Genomic DNA, 24416 nt, shown 5'->3' with positions numbered 1-24416 from the left:
CCATGAGCGACTCCACGTCTGCCACGCGCCCCGATCAGGGTGATTCTAGTCACGAGGACTACGTGCCCACGGGTACTGACCATGTTGCCCAGAGGGTAGCGGAAATCTCTGATGAGGACGCCGAAGCTCGCGCCGCAGGTCTCTTAGCGGGGCTAGGCAGCTACGAACTTGATGACGAAGACGCCGCGCTCCTCGCCGGCGGGTTCGACGACGGCACCTCCGAGGAGGCGCTGAATCAAGATCCCGTGCTTGCCATCGTGGGACGTCCCAACGTGGGCAAGTCCACTTTGGTTAACCGCATCTTGGGACGCCGTGAGGCTGTCGTGGAGGACACTCCCGGTGTAACCCGTGACCGTGTGCAGTACACCGCTGACTGGAATGGACGCAACTTCACTTTGGTGGATACCGGCGGCTGGGAAAGCAACGCCCGGGGCATCGATTTGCGGGTGGCCGAGCAAGCCGAAATCGCAGTGGAAATGGCCGACGCCGTGCTGTTAGTAGTAGATGCGATGGTTGGTATCACGTCTTCCGATGAGGCCATTGTGCGGATGTTGCGGAAGGCTAAGAAGCCGATCATCTTGGTTGGCAACAAGGTAGATGACATTGTCCAAGAAGCTGACAACGCCATGCTGTGGGGCTTGGGCCTAGGGGAGCCCTACCCGGTTTCGGCTGTGCACGGCCGCGGCGTAGCCGACATGTTGGACAGGGTCATGGATGTGCTTCCCGAGTTTTCCGCTGTTGCGGGGGTGGAGCGCTCCGGCGGTCCGCGGCGCATAGCTTTGATCGGGCGGCCCAATGTCGGCAAATCATCACTGTTGAACAAGCTGGCCGGAACTGACAGGGTCGTGGTTGATAACGTAGCTGGCACTACGCGTGATCCTGTTGATGAGCTCGTAGAGCTTGGCGGACGTACCTGGCGTTTCGTTGATACCGCAGGCATTCGTCGTCGTCAGCATATGGCGCAGGGAGCTGACTTTTACGCATCACTGCGTACACAGTCAGCGCTGGAGAAGGCTGAAGTAGCCGTAGTGCTCATTGCTGTGGATGAAGTACTCAGCGAACAGGACGTGCGCATTTTGCAGTTGGCCATGGAGTCTGGCCGTGCACTTGTGCTGGCATTCAACAAATGGGACCTCCTTGACGATGAACGCCGTAAGTACTTGGAGCGGGAAATCGACCAGGATCTGGCCCACGTGGATTGGGCTCCTCGAGTAAATATTTCCGCAAAAACTGGATGGCACAAAGATAAGCTGGTGCCCGCCTTGGACTTGGCTCTTGAGAACTGGGACCGTCGTATCCCAACCGGTCGCCTCAACGCTTTCCTGGGTGAGCTGGTCTCGGAGCATCCCCACCCTGTTCGTGGCGGGAAGCAGCCGCGTATTCTCTTTGGTACTCAGGCTTCTAGCCGCCCGCCGAAGTTCGTTCTGTTTACGACCGGCTTCTTGGATCCCGGCTACCGGCGCTTCATCACCCGTCGCTTGCGCGAGACTTTTGGCTTTGAGGGAACCCCGATCGAAGTCAGCATGCGCGTACGCGAAAAGCGCAGCCGCAAGAAGTAACGCCGCCCACAGCGAGCCTTTAGATGGTCATCACGACCTCTTTTATGAGGTAAGCTTTTTCAGGTGGTTCAGCCACGGGAGATGCCTTCCGGACGTTGAACTTTCGGGCTGTAGCGCAGCTTGGTAGCGCACCTGACTGGGGGTCAGGGGGTCGCAGGTTCAAATCCTGTCAGCCCGACCAAATGAAAGTGCAAGACAATAAATAGCTCGAACCCACGTTTCGTGGGTTCGAGCTATTTGTTTTTGCCGTGTGGTTTTCAACGATTTTTGGCAGAAACTGTGATCGATCAGTTTTGAGCACCTGAACCCGCGGTTTGCGGGTTAGCCGACCGTAATGACGGTCTTCCCGGCGAGCTTGCCAGCAGCGGCCTCCGAGTGAATCGCGCGCAGCTGGTCTAGAGGACGCCGATCGACGATATTGAGCTCGATGCGGCCAGCGTCGAGGCGTGCGACCAAATCGGCCAAGTTCGCGCCGCTCGGGGCAACCCACACGTTGGCCGATCGGGTAAATCGAGACTCGTTGCTCGGGATCGCTCCGGCGGAACTCACCGCGATCCCGCCATCGGCGACGAAGTCCGTCAACTTGGCTAAGTCCTCCGCGGACAACCGCACGTGGTTCACAACCAGGTCAAATGGTCCGCCGATTACTTGCGGGCCTGCATCAAGATCGAGTGGCCCATAGAAGCTTGACGCTCCTTGTGCGTGAAGCCGCTCTGCGTGCTGCGGTCCGTCGACGGCGGTCACTACGGCACCAGCGTCAGCGGCGAGTTGGACCACGATACTGCCAACGGCGCCACCCGCGCCGTTCACGAGAACGGTCTGGCCTTTAGCGACCTGCCCGAGCTCGACTGCAGCCTGCCGTGCGGCGAGGCCGGTGAGAGGCAGCGCGGCAGCATCGACCAGCGGCAGCGTTGTCGGCGCCGCGGCCAGGAAATTGGCTGCAATCACTGCATACTCCGCCGCACCGCCGTGCACGTCCAGTGGGAACATGCCGATCACCGCGTCACCGACCTGGAAGGTGGTGACGTTTTCGCCAAGCTGTTCGACGGTACCTGCGACATCGAGACCAGGTGTAATCGGTAGTGGCGTGGGGATGGCGTCTGCCAGCACGCCTAGTCGGATGTGGTCATCGACCGGGTTGAAGGACGTGGCGACGACTCGTATCAACACTTCGTCGGCTGCGGGCGTGGGTCGTTGCACCTCCTCTTCTTGGAGGACTTCTGTACTGCCGAACTCGTGGTAGCGAATGGCCTTCACTGGTGCTCCTTTGATTTTTAATTGGCGTTCTTAAGTCAGCTACCCGCAGAGCGAAAGTCTCCCTCACTTGCCTAGGCAACTGAAGAAAGCATGACTCAGTTGCCTAGGCAAGTCAAGGCGGGTAATCGTTGATATGCTCGGCTATATGACAACTTCCCCCCGGTGGCTCGACAACAGTCAGCAGGACGTCTGGCAGGATCTACTCACGATCGTCATTGGCCTGCCAAACTTGCTAGATCGCCAGCTCGAGCAAGATGCGGGCATGTCGAACTTCGAGTACAGCGTCCTGGCCCGACTCTCGATGGCCACTGATAAAACCCTGCGATTGAGCGACCTCGCTGCACTGTGCGATAGTAGCCAGCCGAGACTATCGAAGGTCATGGTCCGGTTCGAACGCAGCGGATGGGTCCACCGTTTTTCGGATCCGCACAACGGCCGCTATACGCTCGCTACACTCACTGACGCCGGGCTATCGCAGGTCGTCGAATCCGCCCCCGGGCACGTCGCACGTGTCCGTCAACTCGTCTTCGATCCTTTGACGCACGGGCAGCAAGAGGCCCTTCACGAAGCGCTGGCAAGGGTCGCTACCACCGTCCGCGAGCAGCTGGCACGCCGCTAACACCGACTGGACCAGCGTTCTGGAACGGCGTTTAACGGCGCACCCTCACCAGACTGGTAGGAAAATGGCAGCGGCATACTGGACCTAGGTCTATGGTCTCCGGGGCGCCGAGTCTGCATTATTGGAATGGGAGCAAAGGGCTCACCCGATTGCAGATGGTAAGGAGCAGGACCATTTTGAACTATGACGGCAGCTTACGCCGAGTTCCCTGGATCATCCGGGCAGCAGGTCTCGTCGCTGCGGGCGGTCTACTACTGAGCGCATGCTCTTCGCCGACTGCTGGGAGCGGTACGAATAACGCAGGCAGCACCACTACGGCGACCACTGCCGTGGCCTCCCGTCCTGCGGCACCCACGGGCGCGCTCCCCAGCGCTCTCCAAGTCAAGCTACAAGCTGCCCTCGAGTCGGTCATGGCGCAATACCACGTGCCCGGGGCAGCCGTCGGGGTCTGGGTGCCCGGCCAGGGTTCGTGGACCACGGCCGCCGGTGTGGCGGACGTCGCCGGAGGAATCCCGGTGACCACGGACATGGTGTGGCCCATCCGCAGCATCACGAAGTCCTACACCGTCACTCTGATCCTTCAGCTGGCTGACGAAGGAAAGCTGAGTCTCGAGGACACCCTCAACAAGTACGTTCCCGGCGTCACCGACGGCGATCGGATTACATTGCTCGAGCTGGCGAACATGTCCAGCGGCAATGCCGACTACGTCAATGAAGCGTTCCTCGCGAAGTGGCAGGCGAATCCGGCGAAGATCTTCACGCTGGATGAGCTCAACAGTGGTGCTCTGGGTCAGCCAGCTCAATTCGCTCCCGGTACGGACTACGTCTACACCAATTCCAACATCAACCTGCTCGGTGCCGTGATTGAGAAGGTGACCGGCGAGCCTTATGACAAGGTGCTGGCGCAGCGCATCCTCGATCCGCTCGGGCAAACCGGCACTAGCTATATGATCGATGCCTCAAAATGGTCTAAGCCGCACCCAGTGGGATACGTCGTCGAAGACGGTATTGCGCAGGCGAAAACTGAGAACTCCTCGATCCTGGGCCCAGCCGGGTCGATGTTCTCCACGCTCGAGGACGGCCGTGTATGGGCAACCACACTCGGCACTGGTGCGCTGCTGAAGCCGGCAACTCAGGAGCTGCGCAAGATCGGCCACAAGATCGCCAAGCCTCCCTACGACCTCTACGCCGTGGGGATGGGTACCACCGACGGATGGTGGGGGCACAACGGCGAGGGCGTAGGCTTCACCGCCGCAACTTTTTATCATAAAGAAACAGGGGCAAGCATCGTGGTCTACATGAACGAGTCGGACACGCCCGACAAATCTCACCCGGCCGACCAAGCCTTCCGCGCCCTCGCCGCGGTGCTCTCGAGCGGAGCCAGCAAATGAGCAGACCAACCACCACCGCACGCCCCGCCCGAACTGGGCTCCTGCGTGGCGTAGGAATCGCTGCGATTGTGGCTTCCGCCTCTCTGACAGCTGGTTGCGTAGGTGGCACTGCCGGTACCACCAGTACGCCCACCGCCGGCATCTCCTCCGTCCCAGGGCTGCCGGATGCTGCGCTCACTGTGATGAACCAACCGCAGTTCTCCAGCGGTCGTTGGAGCATCTCGGCTAAAGACCTCGACACGGGGGAGACTCTGATCAACCTCGATGGCGACAAGCTCGCCGAGCCGGGATCTTTCGTGAAAACCTATAGTGCCGGTGCCGCTTGGGTAAAATGGGGGCCAGATCACACGGTCACCACCCCGGTGAAGCAATCAGGTACCGTCGCCGATGGCACGCTCACGGGCGACCTCATCCTGGTAGGCCAGGGGGATCTGACGATGGGCGGGCGAACGAAGGCTGACGGCACCGTCGACTTCACCAACCTTGACCACAATGACGCGAACCCGCTGCCCGGCGCGACCCTCACCCCTGAGGACCCGCTCACCGGTTTGAACAATTTGGCCGCACAGGTCAAGGCCTCGGGCATTACTGCTGTCAACGGCGACGTGATCGTCGATGACCGTTTATTCTCTGGCACTCTTGACAAGAAGCCGGTCACGCCGATCATTATCAATCAGAACCTGCTGGACATCGTGATCACTCCGGGTGCGGAGGGCAAGCCAGCGACGGCGGCGCTCACGCCGGCGGTGGCTCCCTGGAAGCTGGTCAGCGACGTGCAGACAGTGGACGCGGGTAAGAGCACCGAACTATCGAATCCTAAAGTTTCTCCCGACGACCCAAACACGATCTTGATATCGGGTACCGTCGCGGCCGGCAGCCAGCCCGCCCTGAAGGTCTACGAACTCGAAGATCCTGCAACCTTCGCCCGCACCGCACTTATCGAGGCGCTGCAGCGCGCCGGAGTGTCCGTTTCGGCGAATCCGACGGCCCCCAACCGGGAGCAGTCCCTGCCCGCGCGGGCGGCCGTTACCGCGCTGTCTTCAGCAGCTGAACTCGTGTCGTTGCCTCTAGGGGAAGAGGTGAAGTACGTGATGAAGATCAGCTACAACCGCGGTGCACAAGCGCTCCTATGCCGGCTTGCCGCCGATGCCGGAGAATCCAAGTGCGACGACGGCCTGCCGGTCATGCAATCAATTTGGGCCACTGCGGGTCTCGATACTCTGGGTGCCTCACTGGTGGACGGATCAGGGCTTGACGGCAACTTCATCACTCCACGGAATGCCGTTGACATCCAGACGATCATGGCCAAGCGCCCGGATGCGAAACGGTGGCGGGACACCCTGCCGATCCTCGGCGTCGATGGCTCGCTCGCCGACGTGCAGGCTGGCAGCGAGGCGGCGGGCAAGGTGTTCGCGAAGACCGGCACTCTGCTTGGCAGCGACGCGTTCAACGGCCGCTTCCGGCTGGTGACGAAGACACTAGGTGGCGTCATGGACACCAAGAAGGGTCGTCACCTCGCCTTCACCATCATAGTGAATCACGGCTTCTACAAGGACCTTGCAGGCGTCTTCGAAGCGAACGACGACGTCGGCAAGGTTGCCGCGCTGATCCAACAGGCGTACTGATGAACACACAGAGAAGACGCGTAATACGTACCCTGACCACAAGAACGACGGTGGCCGCCGCTGCGCTTGTCATCGCGGTCGTACTGACAGCCTGCACGAGTAGCCCACCGTCGACTCCGGTGGCCAGCAGCGCGCCAAGCGCCGATGCTGCGCAACCCAAACTGAAGCCGCTCGACAAGGCCGCACTTACCTCAACCTTCGAGAAGCTGGCCAAAGAATTGGGGCAGCCTGGCGCCGCACTGCTGATCCGCACACCCCAAGGCGAGTTCACTGCCACCTACGGGGTGACCCGCCCGGGTGGTAGCACTCCGGTCTCGGTTGACGATCACATCCGCGTTGGATCGAACACGAAGACATGGACGGGCACCGTCATCTTGCAACTTGTGCAGGAGGGGAAGATCTCCCTCGATGATCCTGTGTCGAAGTTTAGAGCCGATGTCCCCAACGGCGAGAACATCACGATCGAACAGATGCTCATGATGCGCAGCGGTCTCGCCAATTACACAGAAACGTTCGCGTTGAATGCCGCCCTCGACGCCGAACCCCAGCGGGTCTGGCAGCCCGAAGAGCTAGTGGCCATGGGCTTAGCGCTGCCCCCCGATTTCAAGCCCGGAACGCAGTACCATTACTCCAACACCAACACGATCCTGCTCGGGCTCATCGCCGAGAAGCTCGACGGCAAGCCGCTCGCACAAATATTCACCGACCGACTCTTTGCGCCACTAGGGCTCACCGAAACGTCGTTCCCCGCGATCGGTGACAGCAGCCTTCCGGCACCCTACTCCGATGGCTACTACTGGTGGACCAATGTGAACACCCTCGCATCATCGAAGCTGCCGCCAGACCTGCTGGCCAAGGTAAACGCCGGCACTTTCCTGCCGACCGACGGCACGCTTGATAACCCCTCGTGGGCATGGTCGGCCGGATCTGGGATTTCGACGATCGGCGACCTCGCCAAGTGGGTCGAGGCGCTCGGTGGTAAGAGCGGAAATCTGCTCGAGCCCCAGATGCAGAAGGCTCGCATGAGCAGTCCCATCGCCACATCCGATAATCCGGATGCTCCGAAGTACGGCTGGAACCTCGGCCAATTCGGACAATTCTACGGCCACACCGGTGAGCTGCCCGGTTTCAACTCCTTTATGGGCTACGACCCCGAAGCCGACGTCACCCTCGTGGTTTGGGCTAACCTCGCCCCCGCGGCGGACGGCCAAGGGCCAGCCACCTCCATCGCCCGCAAGCTGATCAAGGAGATGTACGAGTAGTCGTCAGGGTCGCTCAGGGATCAGAATCGCCTACCTCATCGACCTCAAGTGCTCGCGCAACTATATTCTTCGTCTCCGTCGCACCTTCCGGGTTCCATAGGCTAACAGAGGCAGGGTTGCGGCCTGAACGTGGTGCCGAAGAGGAGAGGCCGAACATTGTCCCGTGGATTGGGGGCGCTCTTGCCCATCAGGAGCCCGCTCGTGCCCGATTGGTATGAAGTGGAGTCGCCCGGGTAGTGTTCTTTGTAGCCAAGGCGCTTTTCTCAAAGTTAGCGGCGGCTAGGCCCGCATGTGTAACTCGCCGTTGCCATGCGGGTCGACTTATTTAAGACGCGTTCATTTCCCCTGCTTCGTTGTGTGCGCACTTTTTGTTTTCGCACACGTTATCTTCAACGGTGTTGATATTCACAGGAGTCTCGTAGGATACGTATTCGAGGTAGTGCCAGCTGGTTACCTTCATATCGTAGAAATGAGATGCCTTGTCCGCAATCCCAGTTACCTCTACCCGCGATCGCCAAGACGACGGCTATTTCGGACCCGACAGTGTCAGTTGGCTAGTCTTTGCTGACCCGTCATCGAAACTTGGCGGGGTGGCCGCGATTTTGCTTCAAGCTTTGAACCCTGAGCTCATGCGTCTTTTCGATCGGGTCAGTGGCTATGCCTCGGATAACGTAGGCCGGGCGGAGCGCACAGGACGTTATGTAGATACCACGATCTTTGGCGACAAGGCGCACGCCGACGCGGCCGGGGCAGCCATTAGCCGCATGCACGCTGCCAGTAAGTGGACGGATCCGCGCACTGGTGAAGTGATCGCTGCGGATAAACCTGAATGGCTGGCGTGGACTCACAACACCATTGTTTATGGAGTATTGCGTGGCACTGACCTGTACGGTCCCAAGCTAAGTGTTGCTGAGCAAGACCAGTTCGTTACAGAGCAACACATCGCTGCCAGATTGGCTGGAGTGGATGCCTCAACGATCCCCGCCAGCAGGGCTGAACTCGACGCTTACATCCAAGAACAAAGTGAGTGGATGGCATTGAGCCTGCCAGCCGCAGAACTCTCACGTAACCTGCGCAAACCTGCGCTCTGGGGCAACCCGGTGAAAGTGTGGACCGGCGTTGTGATTCAGGATGGGATTATCGCCTTGCTTCCTGAATGGGCGCAGCTGTTATACGGCGTTGCCGGGCGTCCAATGAACCTGCGCGGCGCGGCAAAAACCACGCGGGGAATGATGGTTGCCGCACGCAAGAGCACGTCATACGATGCTGTCATCACCGAACTGACCACGAAAGTTGACACGCACCCGTACCGCAAGGTTAGGGCTAAGGCGGAGCATCAGTGAGCCGAAAAACCCGTCTTGAGTCCATGGCTGCGGGTCTGAATTTTAGACTTCTCTTTCCTGCGTTGTTACGCCAGGCCTGCTGGGCAGTTCTCCACGGGGGCTGGCGCATGATCGCCGTCTTCATGGCGTTTCAGGGAACTACAGTCCTGATCGCCCTGCCTGTGATCCGGTGGCTGTTCGGGGAAGTCTTATCCTCAGCCGGACTTCACGGTTTTGATATGAACACCTTTGGTGCGATCTTCGAGGTACCGCTGTCGGTCACCCTGCTGGTAATGCTTGTGGTTCTGGCCCTCTTCGTCATGTCGCTGCAACTGGCCGTGATGCTGCTCGCCTGTGCCCAACTGAAGACTGATGGCGTTGTGTCACTGCACGGGCTCGGCACCGACGTGTTGCATCTGCTGGGTAAGCTGGCGAATCCTCGCTCGGTAGTGCTTCTGGTGTATCTCTTCGGTGTCCTGCCCTTATCTCAGTTTGGTTTTCTTTCGGCGCTGAGTAACAGCATCGCAGTACCTGATTTCATCTCCGGAGAGCTGATGAAGTCAGCGTCCGGTGCTGTTGGCTATGGGATTGTCATGGTTTTCATTGGCGTGGTGAATGTCCGTCTTGCACTTGTCCTTCCTGTGTTTGCCCTAACTGATGCGTCGGGAATGGCGGCGTTCCGTGTGAGCTGGCGGATCACCCGGCACGCCTTCTGGCCGATCGTGGCGGCGATGACCGTGCTCTTCGCTGCCATTAACATCGTGGGTCTGACGTTGATTTTCGGGGGATCGTTGCCAACTGTGCTTAGCGACTCACTTTCGCCTCAATCGTCGCCCGTAATTGCTGCCGCAGGACTGGGGTTCGCTGAAGTTGCTGTTCTGCTCTTGGTGGGACTGACAGTCGCGGCACTGTGCGCCATGCTCCTGGAACTGCTCAGGCGAGGCATCGTGCTGGCACCCACGGTTGTTTTGGCAAGGACGGATGCCGGTGAACGCAGCGATGCTCAGAGGGCGCAGGACGTGGTTGTTCTGCGACGACGTCGGCTGTCGGTAGGTGGTTTCCTCGTGGGGGCGGTGGCGGTGTGTGCCGTGGCGGTGCTGACCACGGTGAACATGCCTGTGATGGAGGCGATGTCTACAAAGCCGACCACCCTTGTGCTGGGCCACCGCGGATTCAATGACGGTGGAGTGGAGAACACAATTCCGGCTTTGGAAGCGGCCGGGCAAGCCGGAGCAGATCTGGTGGAGATCGACGTGATGGAAACAAAAGACGGCCAGTTCGTCGTTATGCATGATGCCAACCTCCAACGTCTTGCGAACAAGGATGTCAAGGTGGCTAATTTGTCTCTGGCTCAGATCACAGCTTTAGAAGTTAATGATGCGTTGGGACACTCCGCTTTGATACCGTCCCTACACGATTACCTGCTCCGGGCCAAGGAGTTAGCAATTCCACTTTTGGTGGAAATAAAGTTACATGGCGGGGAAGCGCCCAATTTAGTCCCACGTCTGGTGGCTGAGATGAAGTCGTTGGACGCTTTCGATTCCAACATCTTCCACTCGCTGGATAAGCCGAGCATCGAAGAGCTCAAGCGTCTAGAACCATCAGCCTATGCGGGGTACATCATGCCTTTCGCCGGTGTGGAGATACCACAGACCGACGCGGACTTTTTAGTGATTGAGGAATGGTCGTACACCGCGGAACTGCGCGATGACGCCTGGAAGAAGGGCAAGGAGATTTTCGTTTGGACTGTTAACTCGCAGGACGGCCAGCGCCAAAAGCTCCGAGACAACGTCGACGGGATCATCACAGATCATCCGGACACCGCTGTGGCTGCTAGAGCACAGATGGAGAACGAAGAGGGGCTTTTCGATAAACTTCAGGATGCCATCGCGAGGTTCGTGACCGTTATCTAGCCACTGTGCCGCCTGGGTTTAACCGCTCCAGCCCGTCCCGGCCCACCAACCCAGCGCAGCAGCACCTACGCAGACGATCAGGGTGGCGAACATGCTGGCGAGGGAAGCAATGTAGCGGCGCTGCGCCAAAAGGCGCACGCTCTCATGGCTGGCAGTGCTGAACGTGGTGTAGCCGCCTAAGAATCCCGTTCCTAGGACTAGGCTCCACTGGGCAGATAGAACGGATCCCGCAGCCCAGGCAGCGAGGAGGCCCAGGGCCAGAGATCCGCTGACATTGATGGCGAACGTTGCCCAAGGGAATACTGTCTTTATCCTGCTGCGTATGAGCCCGTCAAAGATGTAGCGTGTGGCCGCACCGAGACCTCCGGCTATAGCTAGTGCCGCAAAGAGTAGGGGCGTCACGAGGCGCCTCCGGGGGGCGTGGATGGGTGTTTGATCAGTTCTGCAGGCTCCTGTCTCGGGGGTTCAAAATGGGTTCGGCGTCTGCTGATGCTCCCGAGCAGAATTCCGCACCACGTAGCGAACGCACCGACCACAACCGTGCCGACGGCGTAGCTGATGGCCCAATTCCAAGCAGGAGGACCGCCTCCGGTGCCGCCAGCGAGAGCCGCTGTTCCCAAGGCCAGTGTGCTGTAGGTGGTGAAACCGCCGCAGAATCCTGTGCCGAGCAGGAGTCGTAGCCGCTGGTGACGTTGTGAGCGCCCTGGAGAGAATGCAGGATGATCCAGTAGCGCCTCAGAGAGCAGGCCTAGGAGGAATGCGCCTAACAGGTTGGCAGCCAGTACGGCCCAAGGGAGCGGTCCCTCAGCGGGAACAATTAGTATCAGCCCCTCACGGGCGCCCGCACCGATAGCCCCGCCGATTGCGACGAAGCCGATTGAGAGGGGGCGAAGAAAATGCGGTGTCAAGATACGTCTCACAGGTGGTCGGGGCGGGGGAGTGCTCGGGCTCGGTCAATGTGGTGTGTGGGGACCACTACCGTTGTCTTGTGTTGGCGACGGACCAGGCGTGTAGCCACGGAATGCTTGAACAACTCACGAACGGGTGTGCGTGCGTCGCCGTGTGTTCCGACCACAATGAAGCGAGCGTCCATGGTCTTGGCGCAGCGCTCCAGAGATTCTGCGACATCACCGGCAAGCAGCAGCGTGCGCCAATTGATGTCAAAACGTGCCAGCTGGCGTTCTAGAGCCTCCGCGAGTTTCTTGGGGAAGATGGAATCGTCGGTGTCGTCGAAATCTGGGTCGATCGGTGCCGAGACGACGGCACCGTCGGCTTTTTCCTCGACGACGTACCGGCCGGGATTGACATACGCGCAGACCAGCTCGGCGCCCAAATCCGATGCGAGGCTTGCGGCCTCTAGCACGACTGCGCTGGACTGTCCCAGGTATACGCCGGCAACGACTGGGGGAGAAGAAACCATCTAGGACTCCTGAGCCTGTGGTGGATCTACCGGCAGGGCGCTGTTGGGTCCTGGTGCGTCTGGTTGTGCCGAAGAGGGCGCTGTTCCGGTGGATGGAGTATTGCTCATGGTTGAATCATGTCATCACAGATCACAGCTTTGGCAGCAAAAACGCGCAAATAGCTCCAAAACGCCGTGAATCCAGTGCCGACTTGTCAAGAAGGCCCGCACACTAAAGACTGGACAGTGCCAGCAGGTTCAAAGCGTGCAGGCATGTGATTGTATTTTTCTCCCTATGGCAGCAATGCCGTCCGCAGCGCTGAAACCTGAAAGGTGCGACCCATGAGCAATATTCCCGCCGAACTTTCCTACACCGCCGAACACGAGTGGGTCACGGCCCCGAATGCCGACGGCGTGGTCCGCGTGGGCATTACGGACTTTGCCCAGGATGCATTGGGTGATGTGGTTTACGTACAGGTTCCCGAAGCCGGCAGCGATGTCACCGCCGACACCGTAGTTGGCGAAGTTGAATCGACCAAGAGTGTCAGCGATATCTATGCACCTCTCACCGGTGTCATCAGTGCCCGTAATGAGACACTCGACACCAATCCAGGAACCGTTAACTCTGACCCCTACGGGACTGGTTGGCTTATGGAAATCACCCTTGCCGACGCCTCTAGCTACTCCTCGTTGCTGAGTGCGGGAGACTATCAGGAAAAGGTAGGCTAAGAGCAGTAACATCCCTTAACGAACAAAGCCCTTCGGGGTGGTAGTTCTTAAGATCAAATTTCCGTTTTCCACATACAGGAGGAGTACCAATGGTTGACATGGGTAACGACGCCGGAGTGAATGATCGGGCGGACTCCCAGGATCAGCCGGGGGTCTCAGACACCACCTCGATTCAGCTTCCTCCCACCCATGCCGCGCCAACCTCGGCGCCGGCACTTGCCTCTGACGAGCAGAACGCCGTGAATTCGCTGCCCGCGGGTTCGGCTCTGCTCATCGCCCACGCAGGCCCCAATGCTGGAGCCCGCTTCCTTTTGGACAGCAATGTCACCACCGTGGGCAGACACCCGGATGCTGACATCTTCCTTGACGATGTAACAGTGTCGCGTCGGCATGTGCAGTTTCTCAAAGTTGCCCAAGGGTTTGAAATCATCGACTCCAAAAGCTTGAACGGCACGTACGTCAACGGTGACCGGGTGGATTCAATACTGCTTCGTACCGGCAATGAGGTCCAGATCGGAAAGTTCCGTCTGACGTACTACTTCAGTTCCGCAGACGCCGCAACGAATTCCTGAGTGCGTCCATGGTGAGCACGAACCATGGCATGGGACGCCGGTTAGAGGACTTGGAACCGTCTAACCGGCGCTCCGCAACGGCCAATATTTTCAATATTGGCGAGGTCTTGGCGCAGTTGAGTGCGGAGCATCCCAACGTGACGGCGTCAAAGATCAGATTTTACGAGGAAAAAGGCCTGATCACGCCCCAACGGACACCGGCTGGGTACCGACAGTTCCGTGATGCCGACGTCGAGCGTCTTCGCTTTGTCCTGTCCCTTCAGCGTGATCACTACTTGCCACTGAAGGTCATTCGGGAATATCTAGAGGCCATTGATCAAGGTCAGAGTCCGCAAAACCTGCCGCCGGGAGTTTCAATAGCCCCGCGCATGGTCTCTGACGAGATGGCGTTGGAAATGCGAGGACGTTCTAGGCGTCGGAGTGCGGCGGAGCTTCGCCGCGACAGTGGTGCGAGCGAGGAACTCCTTGATGCAATGATCAGTTATGGCCTTGTGGAAGCTCACGATGGTCTTTTTGGTGATCACGCACTCCGCATAGCCAAAGCGTGTACTGAACTTGCCGCGCATGGGCTGGAACCTCGCCACCTGCGTCCTTTTCAAGTTGCGGCGGATCGTGAGTTCGGTCTGGTGGAGCGTGCCGTGGCGCCTTTGCTGGCGCGGCGAGAGAGCGCCTCGGCCGCCCGTGCCGTTGAAGAAGCACGTGAAATCGCCGGACTTTGCCTGGGACTGCATGGTGCTTTGATGCAGGAACGGATTGCCACCATGGAGTCGCAATGATCGAGGTTGAGATTGTGGGAGTACGCATTGAAATGCCTTCCAATCAGCCCCTTGTACTCCTGAAGGAGTGTCTGGGTGAGCGCCATATCCCTATTTGGATCGGTGCGTTTGAAGCGACAGCAATTGCTCTGGCGGAACAGGGAGTGGTGCCGCCGCGGCCGCTGACTCATGACCTATTGTGTGGCGTCGTGATCGCCCTAGGTCATCAGGTGACGCGGGTGAACCTGACAAAGGTAGAAGATGGCGTATTTTACGGGGAACTGGTCTTTGACGACGGCACATCGATCGGTTCGCGTGCCTCCGACGCCATTGCCGTTGCCCAGCGGGTTAACTGCAGCATTTGGGCCTCGGAGGAGTTGGTCTCCGAAGCGGGTGTCATCATAGGTGAGCACGACGAACATTCGTCTGTGGAAACGCCGGATGAAGACGCTGAAGCAAAGGAGCGCGAAGTTCGCCAGTTCCGCGAATTCCTCAACGGGGTTGAACCTGAAGATTTTCAGAGCTAAAGGCTAAGACTTACCGGTCAAAGTCGTCGTTTAACCTTAAACTAGAGGCTGAAAGTTTCGACACGACCAAATTGTTATTCAAGCATCTTTGACCTAGCTCTCCCACCGCTCTAACGTCTGAAGTAACGAGTTTCCCATTGCATGCCGTTGCTGCTGGGCTCACACTGGAGGTTAGGGTAAATGGCCCAAGCCGAGAGGTGGCGCCGTCAGGTCCGTGCGCTTGCATTTCCCATGAAGGAAACTGTGAATAGGAGGATCCACGTGAGTCCCAAGAATGACGCCGGCGAGCAGTTCGCCGCCGTAGTCCCCGGTGCCGGTGTATCGGCGGGTGCCCAGGGACTTTTGTTCACCGAGGACTTGCCGGTTCTTGATGAGAACGCTGGCTACCGTGGTCCCACAGCCTGCAAGGCTGCTGGCATCACCTACCGCCAGCTGGACTACTGGGCCCGCACGGGGCTAGTGGAGCCTGCGGTACGGGGCGCCGCTGGATCCGGATCCCAACGCTTGTACGGCTTCAGGGACATCTTGGTCTTGAAAGTGGTCAAACGTCTCTTGGACACAGGGGTTTCGCTCCAGCAGATCAGGAGCGCGGTTGAGCATCTGCGTGAACGTGGGGTAGAGGACTTGGCTCAGATCACTTTGATGAGCGACGGCGCCTCCGTCTACGAGTGCACATCCGCTGATGAAGTCATCGATTTGGTCCAAGGTGGGCAGGGCGTCTTTGGCATCGCAGTGGGGCGTGTATGGCGTGAGGTTGAAGGTAGCCTGGCTGCATTGCCCAGTGAACACGCGGTAGCCACCAGTTTCCCCAATGACGAGTTGAGCAAGCGCCGGGCCGAACGTAAAATTTCTTAGCAGTAAACACTTCTTAGCAGTAAACAAGGAGACCCGCAGTGACACCTAGGTAGTTTCTAGGTGTCACTGCGGGTCTCCTTGTCTATCTAACTGTGCTTAATCGTCTATTCGTTTCGTCACGGCAGGCAACCTTAGCCGCGGTAAAGACGGCTTCTGGTGGCGCTTTGATTCAGCACAGAATCCAGAAGGTTGTCAAAGAGCGCCGAAGCACTTTTTGCGGATTCCCCAGGCCACTGGTGAATGGGGTGCGCGGCACCCTGGATCTGCTGCCAGTTGGCTTGTTCTGGAATGGTGGGGGAGAGCAGCAGGTCACCAAAAAGGGTCTTCATCTCAGAGAGCCGGTACGTGTGTTCATTGGAACCGCTCCGCACCCGGTTTGCCACAATCCCGGCCGCTGTCAGGGCCGGGGCGAACTCTGTGCGGAAAAGCTCAATGGCACGAAGTGTGCGTTGGGTTCCGGCAACGGAGAACAGCCCGGGCTCTGCCACAAGGAGCACCCGGCTACTGGCCGTCCAGGCCATTCGGGTTAGACCGTTCAACGATGGTGGGCAGTCGATGAGTACCAGCTGGTAGGGCGCAGAGCCGTCGCGATCAGCACGTGCAAGCACCGTGGCCAGCCTACGTAAGTCACGCCGGCCCAAGTCTGGACGGTCGTAAATGCCGCTGAACGCCGAACCCATGGCGACGTCCAGCACGGGCAAGGGGCCGCCGTCGTGCTTGTGGGCAGAAAGCCATCCGGACGGCACCACATTTGCCGCTAGCTCGGCCTTGCGAGAACCCTTGATCAGGTGGCCAATATCCAGTACATCGCTTGCTCGAACGGCGAGCCCGGTGGTGGCGTCTGCGTGGGGATCAAGGTCGATTACGAGGGTGGGAATGCCAGCGGATAGCGCCGCTGATGCCAGGCCCAGCGTGACGGAGGTCTTGCCAACTCCGCCCTTGAGGCTGCTGATGCTCACTACTTGCACGGATGAACCATTACCTTTGCGTTGCGTACCCAAATATGGGCGTTTTGTCTGTTCTCTGTGTGTTGCCGGTGACACATACAATAGCTGCGGAACGTTCGCGACGCGGAGACCTCGTTGACAAACACCCCACATTGTTTAATCGACAGCCAGCATACAACCAGCAACATGGCGGCACTTTTAGTGATCGGCACATTGGGGTTGGTGCACAGCCCCACTCTCATCATATGTTGAGCACCCCGGATTTTGCACCGATGCGTACGGCAAGCCGCCGTGTCCGGATAAGCCGTGTTGGCCAGGTTGACGATGCCAGCGACTAAGAACTAAAGACAACAAGGCCGCCTTGGGACTGGCTAGATGGTAGCGACTGCTCGACTCCGACTTCGCTGCTCCCGTCGTGTGGTTTCGCAGGGCTTGCAGAGAACGCTGAGGGGTAGGGTCGCAACCGCTGTGGACCTGTGACTGCGTTACTTTTGTTACGCTGGAGTCAAGTGAGATGTGCCACACCATTTGGCCCACAGCCTGTAGCGGGGTGAAACTGACATCGCTTAAGCTTTTTCTAAATCGAAGATTCAGTGCCGTCATTGCACGGTAGCGGGATCGTCACAGAGCAATAATCCTGTTTTTTCTTTTCAACACGTCAGCCGGCGTCCACAGCGACCGGCGGACCACCAAACCAGCGTTCGCACAGGAGTGACATGTTTTCCAAGATTCTGGTTGCCAATCGTGGCGAAATTGCCATTCGGGCGTTCCGCGCGAGCTATGAGCTCGGCGCGAAGACAGTGGCGGTATTCCCATACGAGGACCGCGCCTCCATTCACCGCCAAAAAGCGGACGAGGCCTACCTGATTGGCGAGGAAGGCCACCCAGTCCGCGCCTACCTTGACGTGGATGAGGTGATCCGAGTCGCCAAGGAAGCCGGCGCGGATGCCATTTATCCCGGGTACGGGTTCCTTTCGGAGAACCCAACGCTTGCTGCTGCGGCTGCCGAAGCCGGCATCACGTTCGTGGGCCCTCCGGCGGAAGTCTTAGAACTGGCAGGGAACAAGGTCCATGCATTGGCTGCCGCCCGAAAGGCTGGCATCCCTGTCTTGAACTCCAGTGCGCCGAGCTCGGATCTCACCGAACTCCTGGCTGCTGCCGAGGAGATCGGGTTCCCCATCTTCGCTAAAGCCGTTGCCGGCGGCGGCGGTCGGGGTATGCGTCGTGTCGACAAACGCGAGGATCTTGAGGAAGCACTGAAGTCAGCGATGCGCGAAGCGGACGCCGCCTTCGGCGATCCAACAATGTTTCTAGAGCAGGCCGTATTGCGTCCACGCCACATCGAGGTTCAGATCCTTGCCGATAGCGAAGGCAATGTGATTCACCTCTTTGAGCGTGATTGCTCTTTGCAGCGTCGCCACCAAAAAGTAATTGAAATTGCTCCGGCGCCAAACTTGGATGAGAACATTCGTAAGGCCCTACACGCTGATGCGGTTAAATTCGCGAAGGCCTTGGGCTACGTCAACGCAGGAACGGTTGAGTTCCTTGTGGACACGGTTGGGGAGCGCGCTGGCCAGCACGTGTTTATTGAAATGAATCCTCGGATTCAGGTGGAGCACACCGTGACGGAGGAAATCACGGATGTGGACCTTGTTCAGGCCCAGCTACGCATCGCTGCCGGGGAAACTCTAGCTGACCTCGGTTTGAGCCAGGATTCGGTGCATGTAAAGGGTGCTGCACTTCAATGCCGCATCACCACCGAGGACCCGTCCAATGGCTTCCGACCCGACGTCGGCACGATCACCACGTACCGTTCCGCCGGCGGCGCCGGCATCAGGCTTGATGGCGGGACCATCTACGCTGGCGCTGAAATTAGCCCCCACTTTGATTCCATGCTGGTCAAACTTACTTGCCGAGGCCGCGATTACCCGGCAGCCCTGGCCCGTGCCCGCCGGGCGCTAGCCGAATTCCGCATTCGTGGTGTCTCCACTAACATCTCGTTCCTGCAAGCCGTGTTAGAAGACCCAGCATTCAACGCGGGGGATGTAGCAACCTCTTTCATCGACGAACGGCCCGAGCTGCTCAATTCCAGGGTGTCCTCTGACCGCGGAACCAAGCTGCTGACATGGTTGGCGGATGTGACCGTCAACAAGCCAAATGGTGATTTGAAGGTCCACGCGGATCCTGGGAAAAAATTGCCTGACGTGGATCTGGAGAATGCCCCCGCAGGTTCCCGGGCCCAGCTAGCGGAACTTGGTCCGGAAGGCTTTGCTGCCGCGCTGCGGGCACAAACGGCTGTGGCGGTCACGGACACCACGTTCCGCGACGCCCACCAGTCTCTGCTGGCCACCCGCGTGCGTACACGAGACTTAGTGGCTGCCGGACCAGCTGTTTCGGTCCTGACCCCTCAGCTGCTCTCCGTTGAAGCATGGGGAGGTGCCACCTACGACGTCTCACTGCGTTTTCTGGGCGAGGACCCTTGGCAGCGTTTGGCGTCCTTGCGCGAGGCTTTGCCAAACATCTGCCTGCAGATGCTCCTGCGTGGACGTAATACGGTGGGCTACACGCCCTACCCCAGCGAAGTCACCGATGCCTTCGTTCAAGAGGCGGCCTCTAGCGGAATTGATATTTTCCGAATCTTTGATGCTCTCAATGACGTCAGCCAGATGGAGCCCGCCATTAAGGCAGTGCGCGCAACCGGAACTGCCGTAGCGGAGGTGGCCTTGTGCTACACAGGGGACCTTTTGGATCCTGCGGAAAACATTTACACCTTGGACTACTACTTAGAACTAGCCCAGCGGATAGTTGATGCCGGAGCGCACATCCTGGCCATCAAGGACATGGCTGGCGTGCTCCGACCGGCCGCGGCAGCAAAGCTGGTTCGCGCACTGCGCGAGCGATTCGATCTACCGGTTCACCTGCACACACATGACACCGCAGGTGGACAGTTGGCCACGCTCATGGCCGCTATAGACGCCGGAGTCGACGCTGTGGACGTTGCTTCGGCATCGCTAGCCGGGACCACGAGCCAGCCCTCTGCCTCCGCACTCGTGGCTGCGTTGGCGCACACAGAACGTGACACCGGAATCGACTTGGCTGCCATCAGCTCTTTGGAGCCTTATTGGGAAGCAGTACGCCGCGTCTACGCTCCGTTTGAATCCGGTCTGGCCGGTCCCACAGGACGCGTCTACCAGCACGAAATCCCCGGTGGTCAGCTTTCCAATCTGCGCCAGCAGGCCATGGCTCTGGGCTTGGGTGAACGCTTCGAGGAAATTGAAGACATGTACATCGCTGCGGATAAGATCCTGGGCCACTTGGTCAAGGTCACCCCGTCATCGAAGGTGGTGGGTGATCTTGCCTTGCACTTAGTGGGGATAAAAGCAGATCCTGCCGATTTTGAAGAAAATCCGCAAAACTATGACATTCCGGATTCCGTGGTGGGTTTCTTGGGCGGAGAACTTGGCACGCCTCCGGGAGGCTGGCCTGAACCCTTCCGCACCAAAGCGCTTCAGGGACGCACCGTCGTCGACCGCGTCGGTACGCTCAGCCGCGAAGACAGTGCAGAACTTGCCTCAGATAGCGAAACCCGCCGGGCGGCGCTGAACCGTCTACTCTTTGCCGGTCCCACCGCGGAATTCGGCAAGATCCGTGACAGCTACGGGGACGTTTCCGTATTGGATACCCGCGACTACCTCTACGGCCTGCAGCAAGGTACCGAGCATTACATCTCATTGGGCAAGGGTGTGCGCTTGATCGCGGCACTTGAAGCCGTCTCGGAGCCTGATGAGAAGGGCATGCGGACAGTCTTGTGCAAGCTCAATGGTCAAAGTCGCCCTGTGACTGTCCGGGACCGCAGTATTGAAAGTACTGTCAAGGCTGCGGAAAAGGCTGACGAAAATAGGCCAGGCCATGTTGCTGCTCCGTTTGCGGGGGCTGTCAGCGTCAAGGTCGCCGTGGGAGACGTGGTTGAGGCAGGAGCTACGGTGGCCACGATCGAGGCCATGAAGATGGAGGCGTCTATCACAGTTCCGGTGGGCGGCACTGTTTCCCGGCTTGCCGTTAATGGCATTGCCCAAGTTCAAGGTGGCGATTTACTAGTGGTCATTGAGTCCTAGACCACCTAGTGGGACCAGGATATTCGCAGCCGTGAAACGCCCGTTACGCTAAACTGTCAATCAATACGCGCTCCCGCGGCCGGAATTCTTTTCCGGCCGCGGCGGCATTTGATGTACAAAGCGACAGCAAGTGGAGACATGGCAAACAAGAACAGCACGCCGGCAACCCCCGAGGATGCTGCCCCTGCGCCTTTTGAGGCACCTGCGGATTCCGTAGCGGCCGCCGAAACCGCGGAAACAGACGACAAGGTCGAAAAAGACAAAAAAGTCGAAACTGTTGAATCGGTTGATTCTGCCACGTTCGTTGATTCTGCCAAGTTCGTAGATTCTGCCAAGGCAGGGTTGCAAGCCTCCAGCGAGAACGCTGGCGAGGCTGAGCTCGACAGCGCTGGCGAAGGTGGCAAGGAAGCGCGCAAAGATGCGTCTGCGTACGTGCCCGTCATGACGGTCACGTCCGGTCCCGCTGCCGTCACCCTGGATCGTCTTGACCTTCAAGGGGCCACAGTGGATCCAGCATTCACCGGTGCAGTCAATGCCATCGTCCCTGCTGTGGCGCCCTCTGCGCCTGTGTCAACCGAACATGCCTCAGCGCCGGTTGATTCGACCGTTTTTCCGCCAGTCCCAGGATTCGCTCCGGTGACGCATTCGGTGGTGCATCCGGGGACGGGTGTGGCTCAAGAATTGACGAGCCCGCGCCGTCAGCGTGAGGACGGCCCAGAGCCGGCCGCAGCACTAACGAGTGATCGACTTTTATCCAAGGTGGCGGCAGCACCGGTTAACGGTTGGCGCCGACTCTTGTACAGGGTGACGTTTGGGGCCGTGAACGTGGGAGATTCGGATAAGGTCCGTTTGGAGCGTGCACAAGATAACCTGATTGCTTCACGGTTGGGTAACCACACCCGCTACGTCCCGGTGCTCTCACGCAAGGGTGGAGTCGGAAAGACGACCGTCACCACATTGCTGGGAATGGTCCTGGCCGACATTCGCGAGGACAGGGTCATCGCCATGGATGCCAACCCTGACCGTGGCACGCTTTCAGACCGATCCCCGGGGAGCGCTGACTATACAGCGCGCAACCTGGTCAAGGACAGATTCGATGTCACCACATTCTCGCAGTTGTGTGAGTACGTGGCTCGGGACGGGTCGCGTCTAGACATCTTGGCCAGTGATACCGATCCGGCCGTGGCCCAAGCCTTTGACGATTCCGACTACCGTGCAGTGACAGATATTTTGAGCAAGTACTACTCGATTGTGCTCACGGACTCCGGGACGGGCATGGTGCACTCTGTTATGAAGGGCACGCTGGAGAAAGCGGACGCAGTGGTATTGGTGTCTGGGGGAAGCGTGGACGAGGCTCGACTTGCCTCGGAGACGCTGTCTTGGCTGGAAGCCCACGGCCGTAAGGACCTGGTTGCGAACGCCATAGTTGTTATCAATATGTCCGGGGGAGAAACTCAAGTGGACATCAACCAGATTGAGGAACACTTCAAATCCCGCGTCCACAACGTTCTCCGGATCCCATACGACAAACATCTGGCAGAAGGCTCGCGCGTGGAGCTCGCGAAGCTACGTCCAGCGACTAGGGGTGCCGTGAAAAGTTTGGCGGCCCTAGTGGTAGCCGAACTGGCGAAGAGCTAGCCTTCACCAGTTCGGCTACGGAGGATGCCTACGCGGGTTTCTTTGCCGTGTAGATGTCTTCCAGTACAGCCTCGTAGTCCTTGAGTACCTGGCCGCGCTTGACCTTCAAAGAGGGGGTCAAATGACCGGAGGTTTCCGTGAAGTCTGAATCAACGATCCTAAATGACTTGATTGCCTCGGCATGGGAGACGCTGGTATTGGCTTTATCGATGGCACTTTGAACGGCGGCAACGACGATCGGGTTCTTGGCTGCCTCTGCCACGCTCAGCCCCGCCGGCAAGTTGCGTTGTTTGCCCCATTGGGGAAGAGCCTCTTCGTCCAAGGTCACCAACGCGGCGATGAAGGGACGGTTGTCACCAACCACCAAGCATTGGGAAACTATTGCGTCGGCGCGGATTTGGTCTTCCAACAAAGCTGGAACCACGTTCTTTCCACTTGCTGTAACGATGATTTCTTTTTTGCGCCCGGTGATCTTCAGGAACCCCTGATCGTCCAGTTCGCCGATGTCCCCGGTACGGAACCAACCGTCCACGAACGCTTCCGCGGTGAGATCATCGCGACCGAAGTATCCCTTCATAACGCAGACGCCCTTTGCGAGGATCTCTCCGTCGTCGGCAATCTTGACGGAGTTACCTGGTAACGGGGCGCCGACGGTGCCTATCCGGATGCGCTCCGGGCGATTCACCGTGATGGGTGCTGTGGTTTCCGTCAGCCCATAACCTTCCAAAATTTGCATGCCGATGCCCTGGAAGAAGTGCCCTAGGCGTTCGCCCAAGGGCCCGCCGCCGGAGACAGCATGATGCACCTGTCCACCCATGGCCGCGCGCAACTTCCCATATACCAGCTTGTTAAACAGTGCATGTTTGGCGCCGAGGAGAAACGGCACCTTGCCGTCCTGGCTGGCCCGCGAGTACTCGATCGCGGTTGTGGCGGCTGCTGCAAAGATTTTGCCCTTCCCGTCTCCTTCGGCTTTCAGCGCAGCCGAGTTATAGACCTTTTCAAAGACGCGGGGCACCGCAAGGATGAAGGTGGGTTTGAAGCTCTGGAGGTCTTCAAGAAGGTGTTTGATATCCGGGGTGTGGCCGACTTTTGCCCCACCTGCCACGGCCAGGACCGAAATGTAGCGGGCGAAAACGTGAGCCAACGGCAAGAACATGATGGTTTGCGAGCCAGATGAAAGCACGTCTTTAGCCAGAACAGCCAAGGCATTCTCACTGAGCTCAACAAAATTGTGGTGAGTGAGCATGCACCCTTTGGGACGTCCTGTGGTTCCGGAGGTGTAAATGATGGTCGCGACGTCGTCGAGCCCGTTGGCGGTTCGTCGCACTTCCAAGGCGGCTTCGGTAACGTCCTTGCCGGCCTCACGCAAGGCGTCAAGGCCGTTGCCTTCCATCAACCACACGTCTTTGAGGACAGTAAGGTTCTCGCTGTGGGCCGCTTGTCGGATTACGTTCTCATGGCTTGCGCTCTCAGCAATGACCGCGACGGCGCCGGAGTCGCCTAAGTTCCAGGCCACCTGCGACGGCGAGGAGGTTTCATAGATCGGAACAGAGACTGCTCCGGTAAACCAGATGGCGAAGTCCACCAAGCTCCATTCGTACCTAGTACGCGCCATGATGCCGATGCGATCACCGACCTCGATGCCACTGGCAATGAGGCCCTTCGCTATTGCGCACACGTCTGCGTGGAATTCTTTGGCAGAAATATCTACCCAAACGTTGTCTGCGTTTCGACGGGAAAACAGCGCCGGGTTGCTCTCCAACTTAGCTTGTCGCAGGACAAAGTCAGTGGTGTTCATAGTCCGCGGACTGACCACCTTGGCCGGAACTGTTATCTCTCGCACATTGACTCCTTCGATCTGTGGGGCCACTAGGGGTTGGCCTTACTCTATCCGGCACGGACTAAGTGTCGAGCTTCGGATATGTTACTCG

20 protein-coding genes and 1 tRNA gene are annotated in these 24416 nt (G+C 58.7%); 15 read left to right on the top strand and 6 right to left on the bottom strand.

What is annotated here, in order from left to right:
• Positions 1–2 precede the first annotated feature (2 nt).
• Both der and LOH53_RS12445 read left to right on the top strand, forming a co-directional pair.
• Entirely contained in the window at positions 3–1559 is a 1557-nt protein-coding gene (gene der / locus LOH53_RS12450) for a ribosome biogenesis GTPase Der (protein WP_230068063.1), read from the top strand.
• A 104-nt stretch (positions 1560–1663) separates the two neighbouring features.
• Positions 1664–1740, top strand: a tRNA-Pro gene (locus LOH53_RS12445).
• Positions 1741–1880: 140 nt separating this feature from the next.
• On the opposite strand, the gene LOH53_RS12440 is transcribed toward LOH53_RS12445, so the two are convergent.
• The gene (locus LOH53_RS12440; RefSeq protein WP_230068062.1) at positions 1881–2816 is read right to left on the bottom strand and encodes an NADP-dependent oxidoreductase; all 936 of its coding nucleotides are present in this window, start codon (positions 2814–2816) and stop codon (positions 1881–1883) included.
• Between the two features lie 145 nt (positions 2817–2961).
• Between LOH53_RS12440 and LOH53_RS12435 the strand changes: the two genes are divergently transcribed.
• The 6 genes from LOH53_RS12435 (at position 2962) to LOH53_RS12410 (ending at position 10948) form a co-directional block, all read left to right on the top strand.
• Entirely contained in the window at positions 2962–3435 is a 474-nt protein-coding gene (locus LOH53_RS12435; protein ID WP_230068061.1) for a MarR family winged helix-turn-helix transcriptional regulator, read from the top strand.
• Between the two features lie 176 nt (positions 3436–3611).
• Entirely contained in the window at positions 3612–4826 is a 1215-nt protein-coding gene (locus LOH53_RS12430; protein ID WP_230068060.1) for a serine hydrolase domain-containing protein, read from the top strand.
• A complete protein-coding gene (gene dacB, locus LOH53_RS12425) occupies positions 4823–6451 on the top strand; it encodes a D-alanyl-D-alanine carboxypeptidase/D-alanyl-D-alanine endopeptidase (protein ID WP_230068059.1) in 1629 nt (542 codons plus the stop codon). The genes LOH53_RS12430 and dacB overlap by 4 nt, the downstream gene beginning before the upstream one ends.
• Positions 6451–7713: a serine hydrolase domain-containing protein gene (locus LOH53_RS12420; RefSeq protein WP_230068058.1), complete on the top strand. Its 1263-nt coding sequence runs from the start codon at positions 6451–6453 to the stop codon at positions 7711–7713. The genes dacB and LOH53_RS12420 overlap by 1 nt, the downstream gene beginning before the upstream one ends.
• A 479-nt stretch (positions 7714–8192) precedes the next feature.
• Positions 8193–9056, top strand: coding sequence for an oxygenase MpaB family protein (locus LOH53_RS12415; protein ID WP_230068057.1), 864 nt, complete (start codon positions 8193–8195; stop codon positions 9054–9056).
• Complete coding sequence (locus tag LOH53_RS12410) at positions 9053–10948, top strand: glycerophosphoryl diester phosphodiesterase membrane domain-containing protein (RefSeq protein WP_230068056.1); 1896 nt, start codon at positions 9053–9055, stop codon at positions 10946–10948. The genes LOH53_RS12415 and LOH53_RS12410 overlap by 4 nt, the downstream gene beginning before the upstream one ends.
• A gap of 18 nt (positions 10949–10966) precedes the next feature.
• On the opposite strand, the gene crcB is transcribed toward LOH53_RS12410, so the two are convergent.
• The 3 genes from crcB to LOH53_RS12395 are packed head-to-tail and all read right to left on the bottom strand — an operon-like array spanning position 10967 to position 12368.
• Entirely contained in the window at positions 10967–11350 is a 384-nt protein-coding gene (gene crcB / locus LOH53_RS12405; protein WP_230068055.1) for a fluoride efflux transporter CrcB, read from the bottom strand.
• Positions 11347–11856 (bottom strand): fluoride efflux transporter FluC, encoded by a 510-nt coding sequence (locus tag LOH53_RS12400; protein WP_230068054.1) that lies wholly within the window; start codon positions 11854–11856, stop codon positions 11347–11349. Before LOH53_RS12400 ends, crcB begins: the two co-directional genes overlap by 4 nt.
• 8 nt (positions 11857–11864) lie before the next feature.
• On the bottom strand, positions 11865–12368 hold the full coding sequence (locus tag LOH53_RS12395) for a universal stress protein (protein WP_230068053.1): 504 nt from the start codon (positions 12366–12368) through the stop codon (positions 11865–11867).
• 321 nt (positions 12369–12689) lie between these two features.
• On the opposite strand from LOH53_RS12395, the gene gcvH reads away from it, so the two are divergent.
• The 5 genes from gcvH to LOH53_RS12370 all read left to right on the top strand — a co-directional run bounded on the left by gcvH (position 12690) and on the right by LOH53_RS12370 (position 15785).
• A complete protein-coding gene (gene gcvH, locus LOH53_RS12390; protein WP_230068052.1) occupies positions 12690–13076 on the top strand; it encodes a glycine cleavage system protein GcvH in 387 nt (128 codons plus the stop codon).
• A 98-nt stretch (positions 13077–13174) separates the two neighbouring features.
• Positions 13175–13648 carry an FHA domain-containing protein gene (locus LOH53_RS12385; protein ID WP_230068097.1) on the top strand — a complete coding sequence of 158 codons (474 nt, stop codon included), beginning with the start codon at positions 13175–13177 and terminating at the stop codon, positions 13646–13648.
• 29 nt (positions 13649–13677) lie between these two features.
• Positions 13678–14424: a transcriptional regulator FtsR gene (gene ftsR, locus LOH53_RS12380; RefSeq protein ID WP_230068096.1), complete on the top strand. Its 747-nt coding sequence runs from the start codon at positions 13678–13680 to the stop codon at positions 14422–14424.
• Positions 14421–14930 (top strand): bifunctional nuclease family protein, encoded by a 510-nt coding sequence (locus LOH53_RS12375; RefSeq protein ID WP_230068051.1) that lies wholly within the window; start codon positions 14421–14423, stop codon positions 14928–14930. Before ftsR ends, LOH53_RS12375 begins: the two co-directional genes overlap by 4 nt.
• Before the next feature lie 261 nt (positions 14931–15191).
• Positions 15192–15785, top strand: a complete 594-nt coding sequence (locus tag LOH53_RS12370) for a MerR family transcriptional regulator (RefSeq protein WP_230068050.1) — start codon at positions 15192–15194, stop codon at positions 15783–15785.
• Between the two features lie 131 nt (positions 15786–15916).
• Here the strand turns inward: LOH53_RS12370 and LOH53_RS12365 are convergent, their stop codons facing one another.
• Positions 15917–16753: a ParA family protein gene (locus tag LOH53_RS12365; RefSeq protein WP_230068049.1), complete on the bottom strand. Its 837-nt coding sequence runs from the start codon at positions 16751–16753 to the stop codon at positions 15917–15919.
• 695 nt (positions 16754–17448) lie between these two features.
• On the opposite strand from LOH53_RS12365, the gene LOH53_RS12360 reads away from it, so the two are divergent.
• Together LOH53_RS12360 and LOH53_RS12355 are read left to right on the top strand one after the other, a co-directional pair.
• Entirely contained in the window at positions 17449–20847 is a 3399-nt protein-coding gene (locus tag LOH53_RS12360) for a pyruvate carboxylase (RefSeq protein WP_230068048.1), read from the top strand.
• A 138-nt stretch (positions 20848–20985) separates the two neighbouring features.
• On the top strand, positions 20986–22485 hold the full coding sequence (locus LOH53_RS12355; RefSeq protein WP_230068047.1) for a MinD/ParA family ATP-binding protein: 1500 nt from the start codon (positions 20986–20988) through the stop codon (positions 22483–22485).
• 28 nt (positions 22486–22513) lie between these two features.
• On the opposite strand, the gene LOH53_RS12350 is transcribed toward LOH53_RS12355, so the two are convergent.
• Entirely contained in the window at positions 22514–24328 is a 1815-nt protein-coding gene (locus tag LOH53_RS12350; protein ID WP_230068046.1) for an AMP-dependent synthetase/ligase, read from the bottom strand.
• Positions 24329–24416: the final 88 nt, after the last annotated feature.

This window comes from Arthrobacter cryoconiti (genome assembly GCF_020905375.1).
Taxonomy (GTDB): Bacteria; Actinomycetota; Actinomycetes; order Actinomycetales; family Micrococcaceae; genus Specibacter; species Specibacter cryoconiti.
This window is presented reverse-complemented; position numbering and strand designations above follow the sequence as displayed.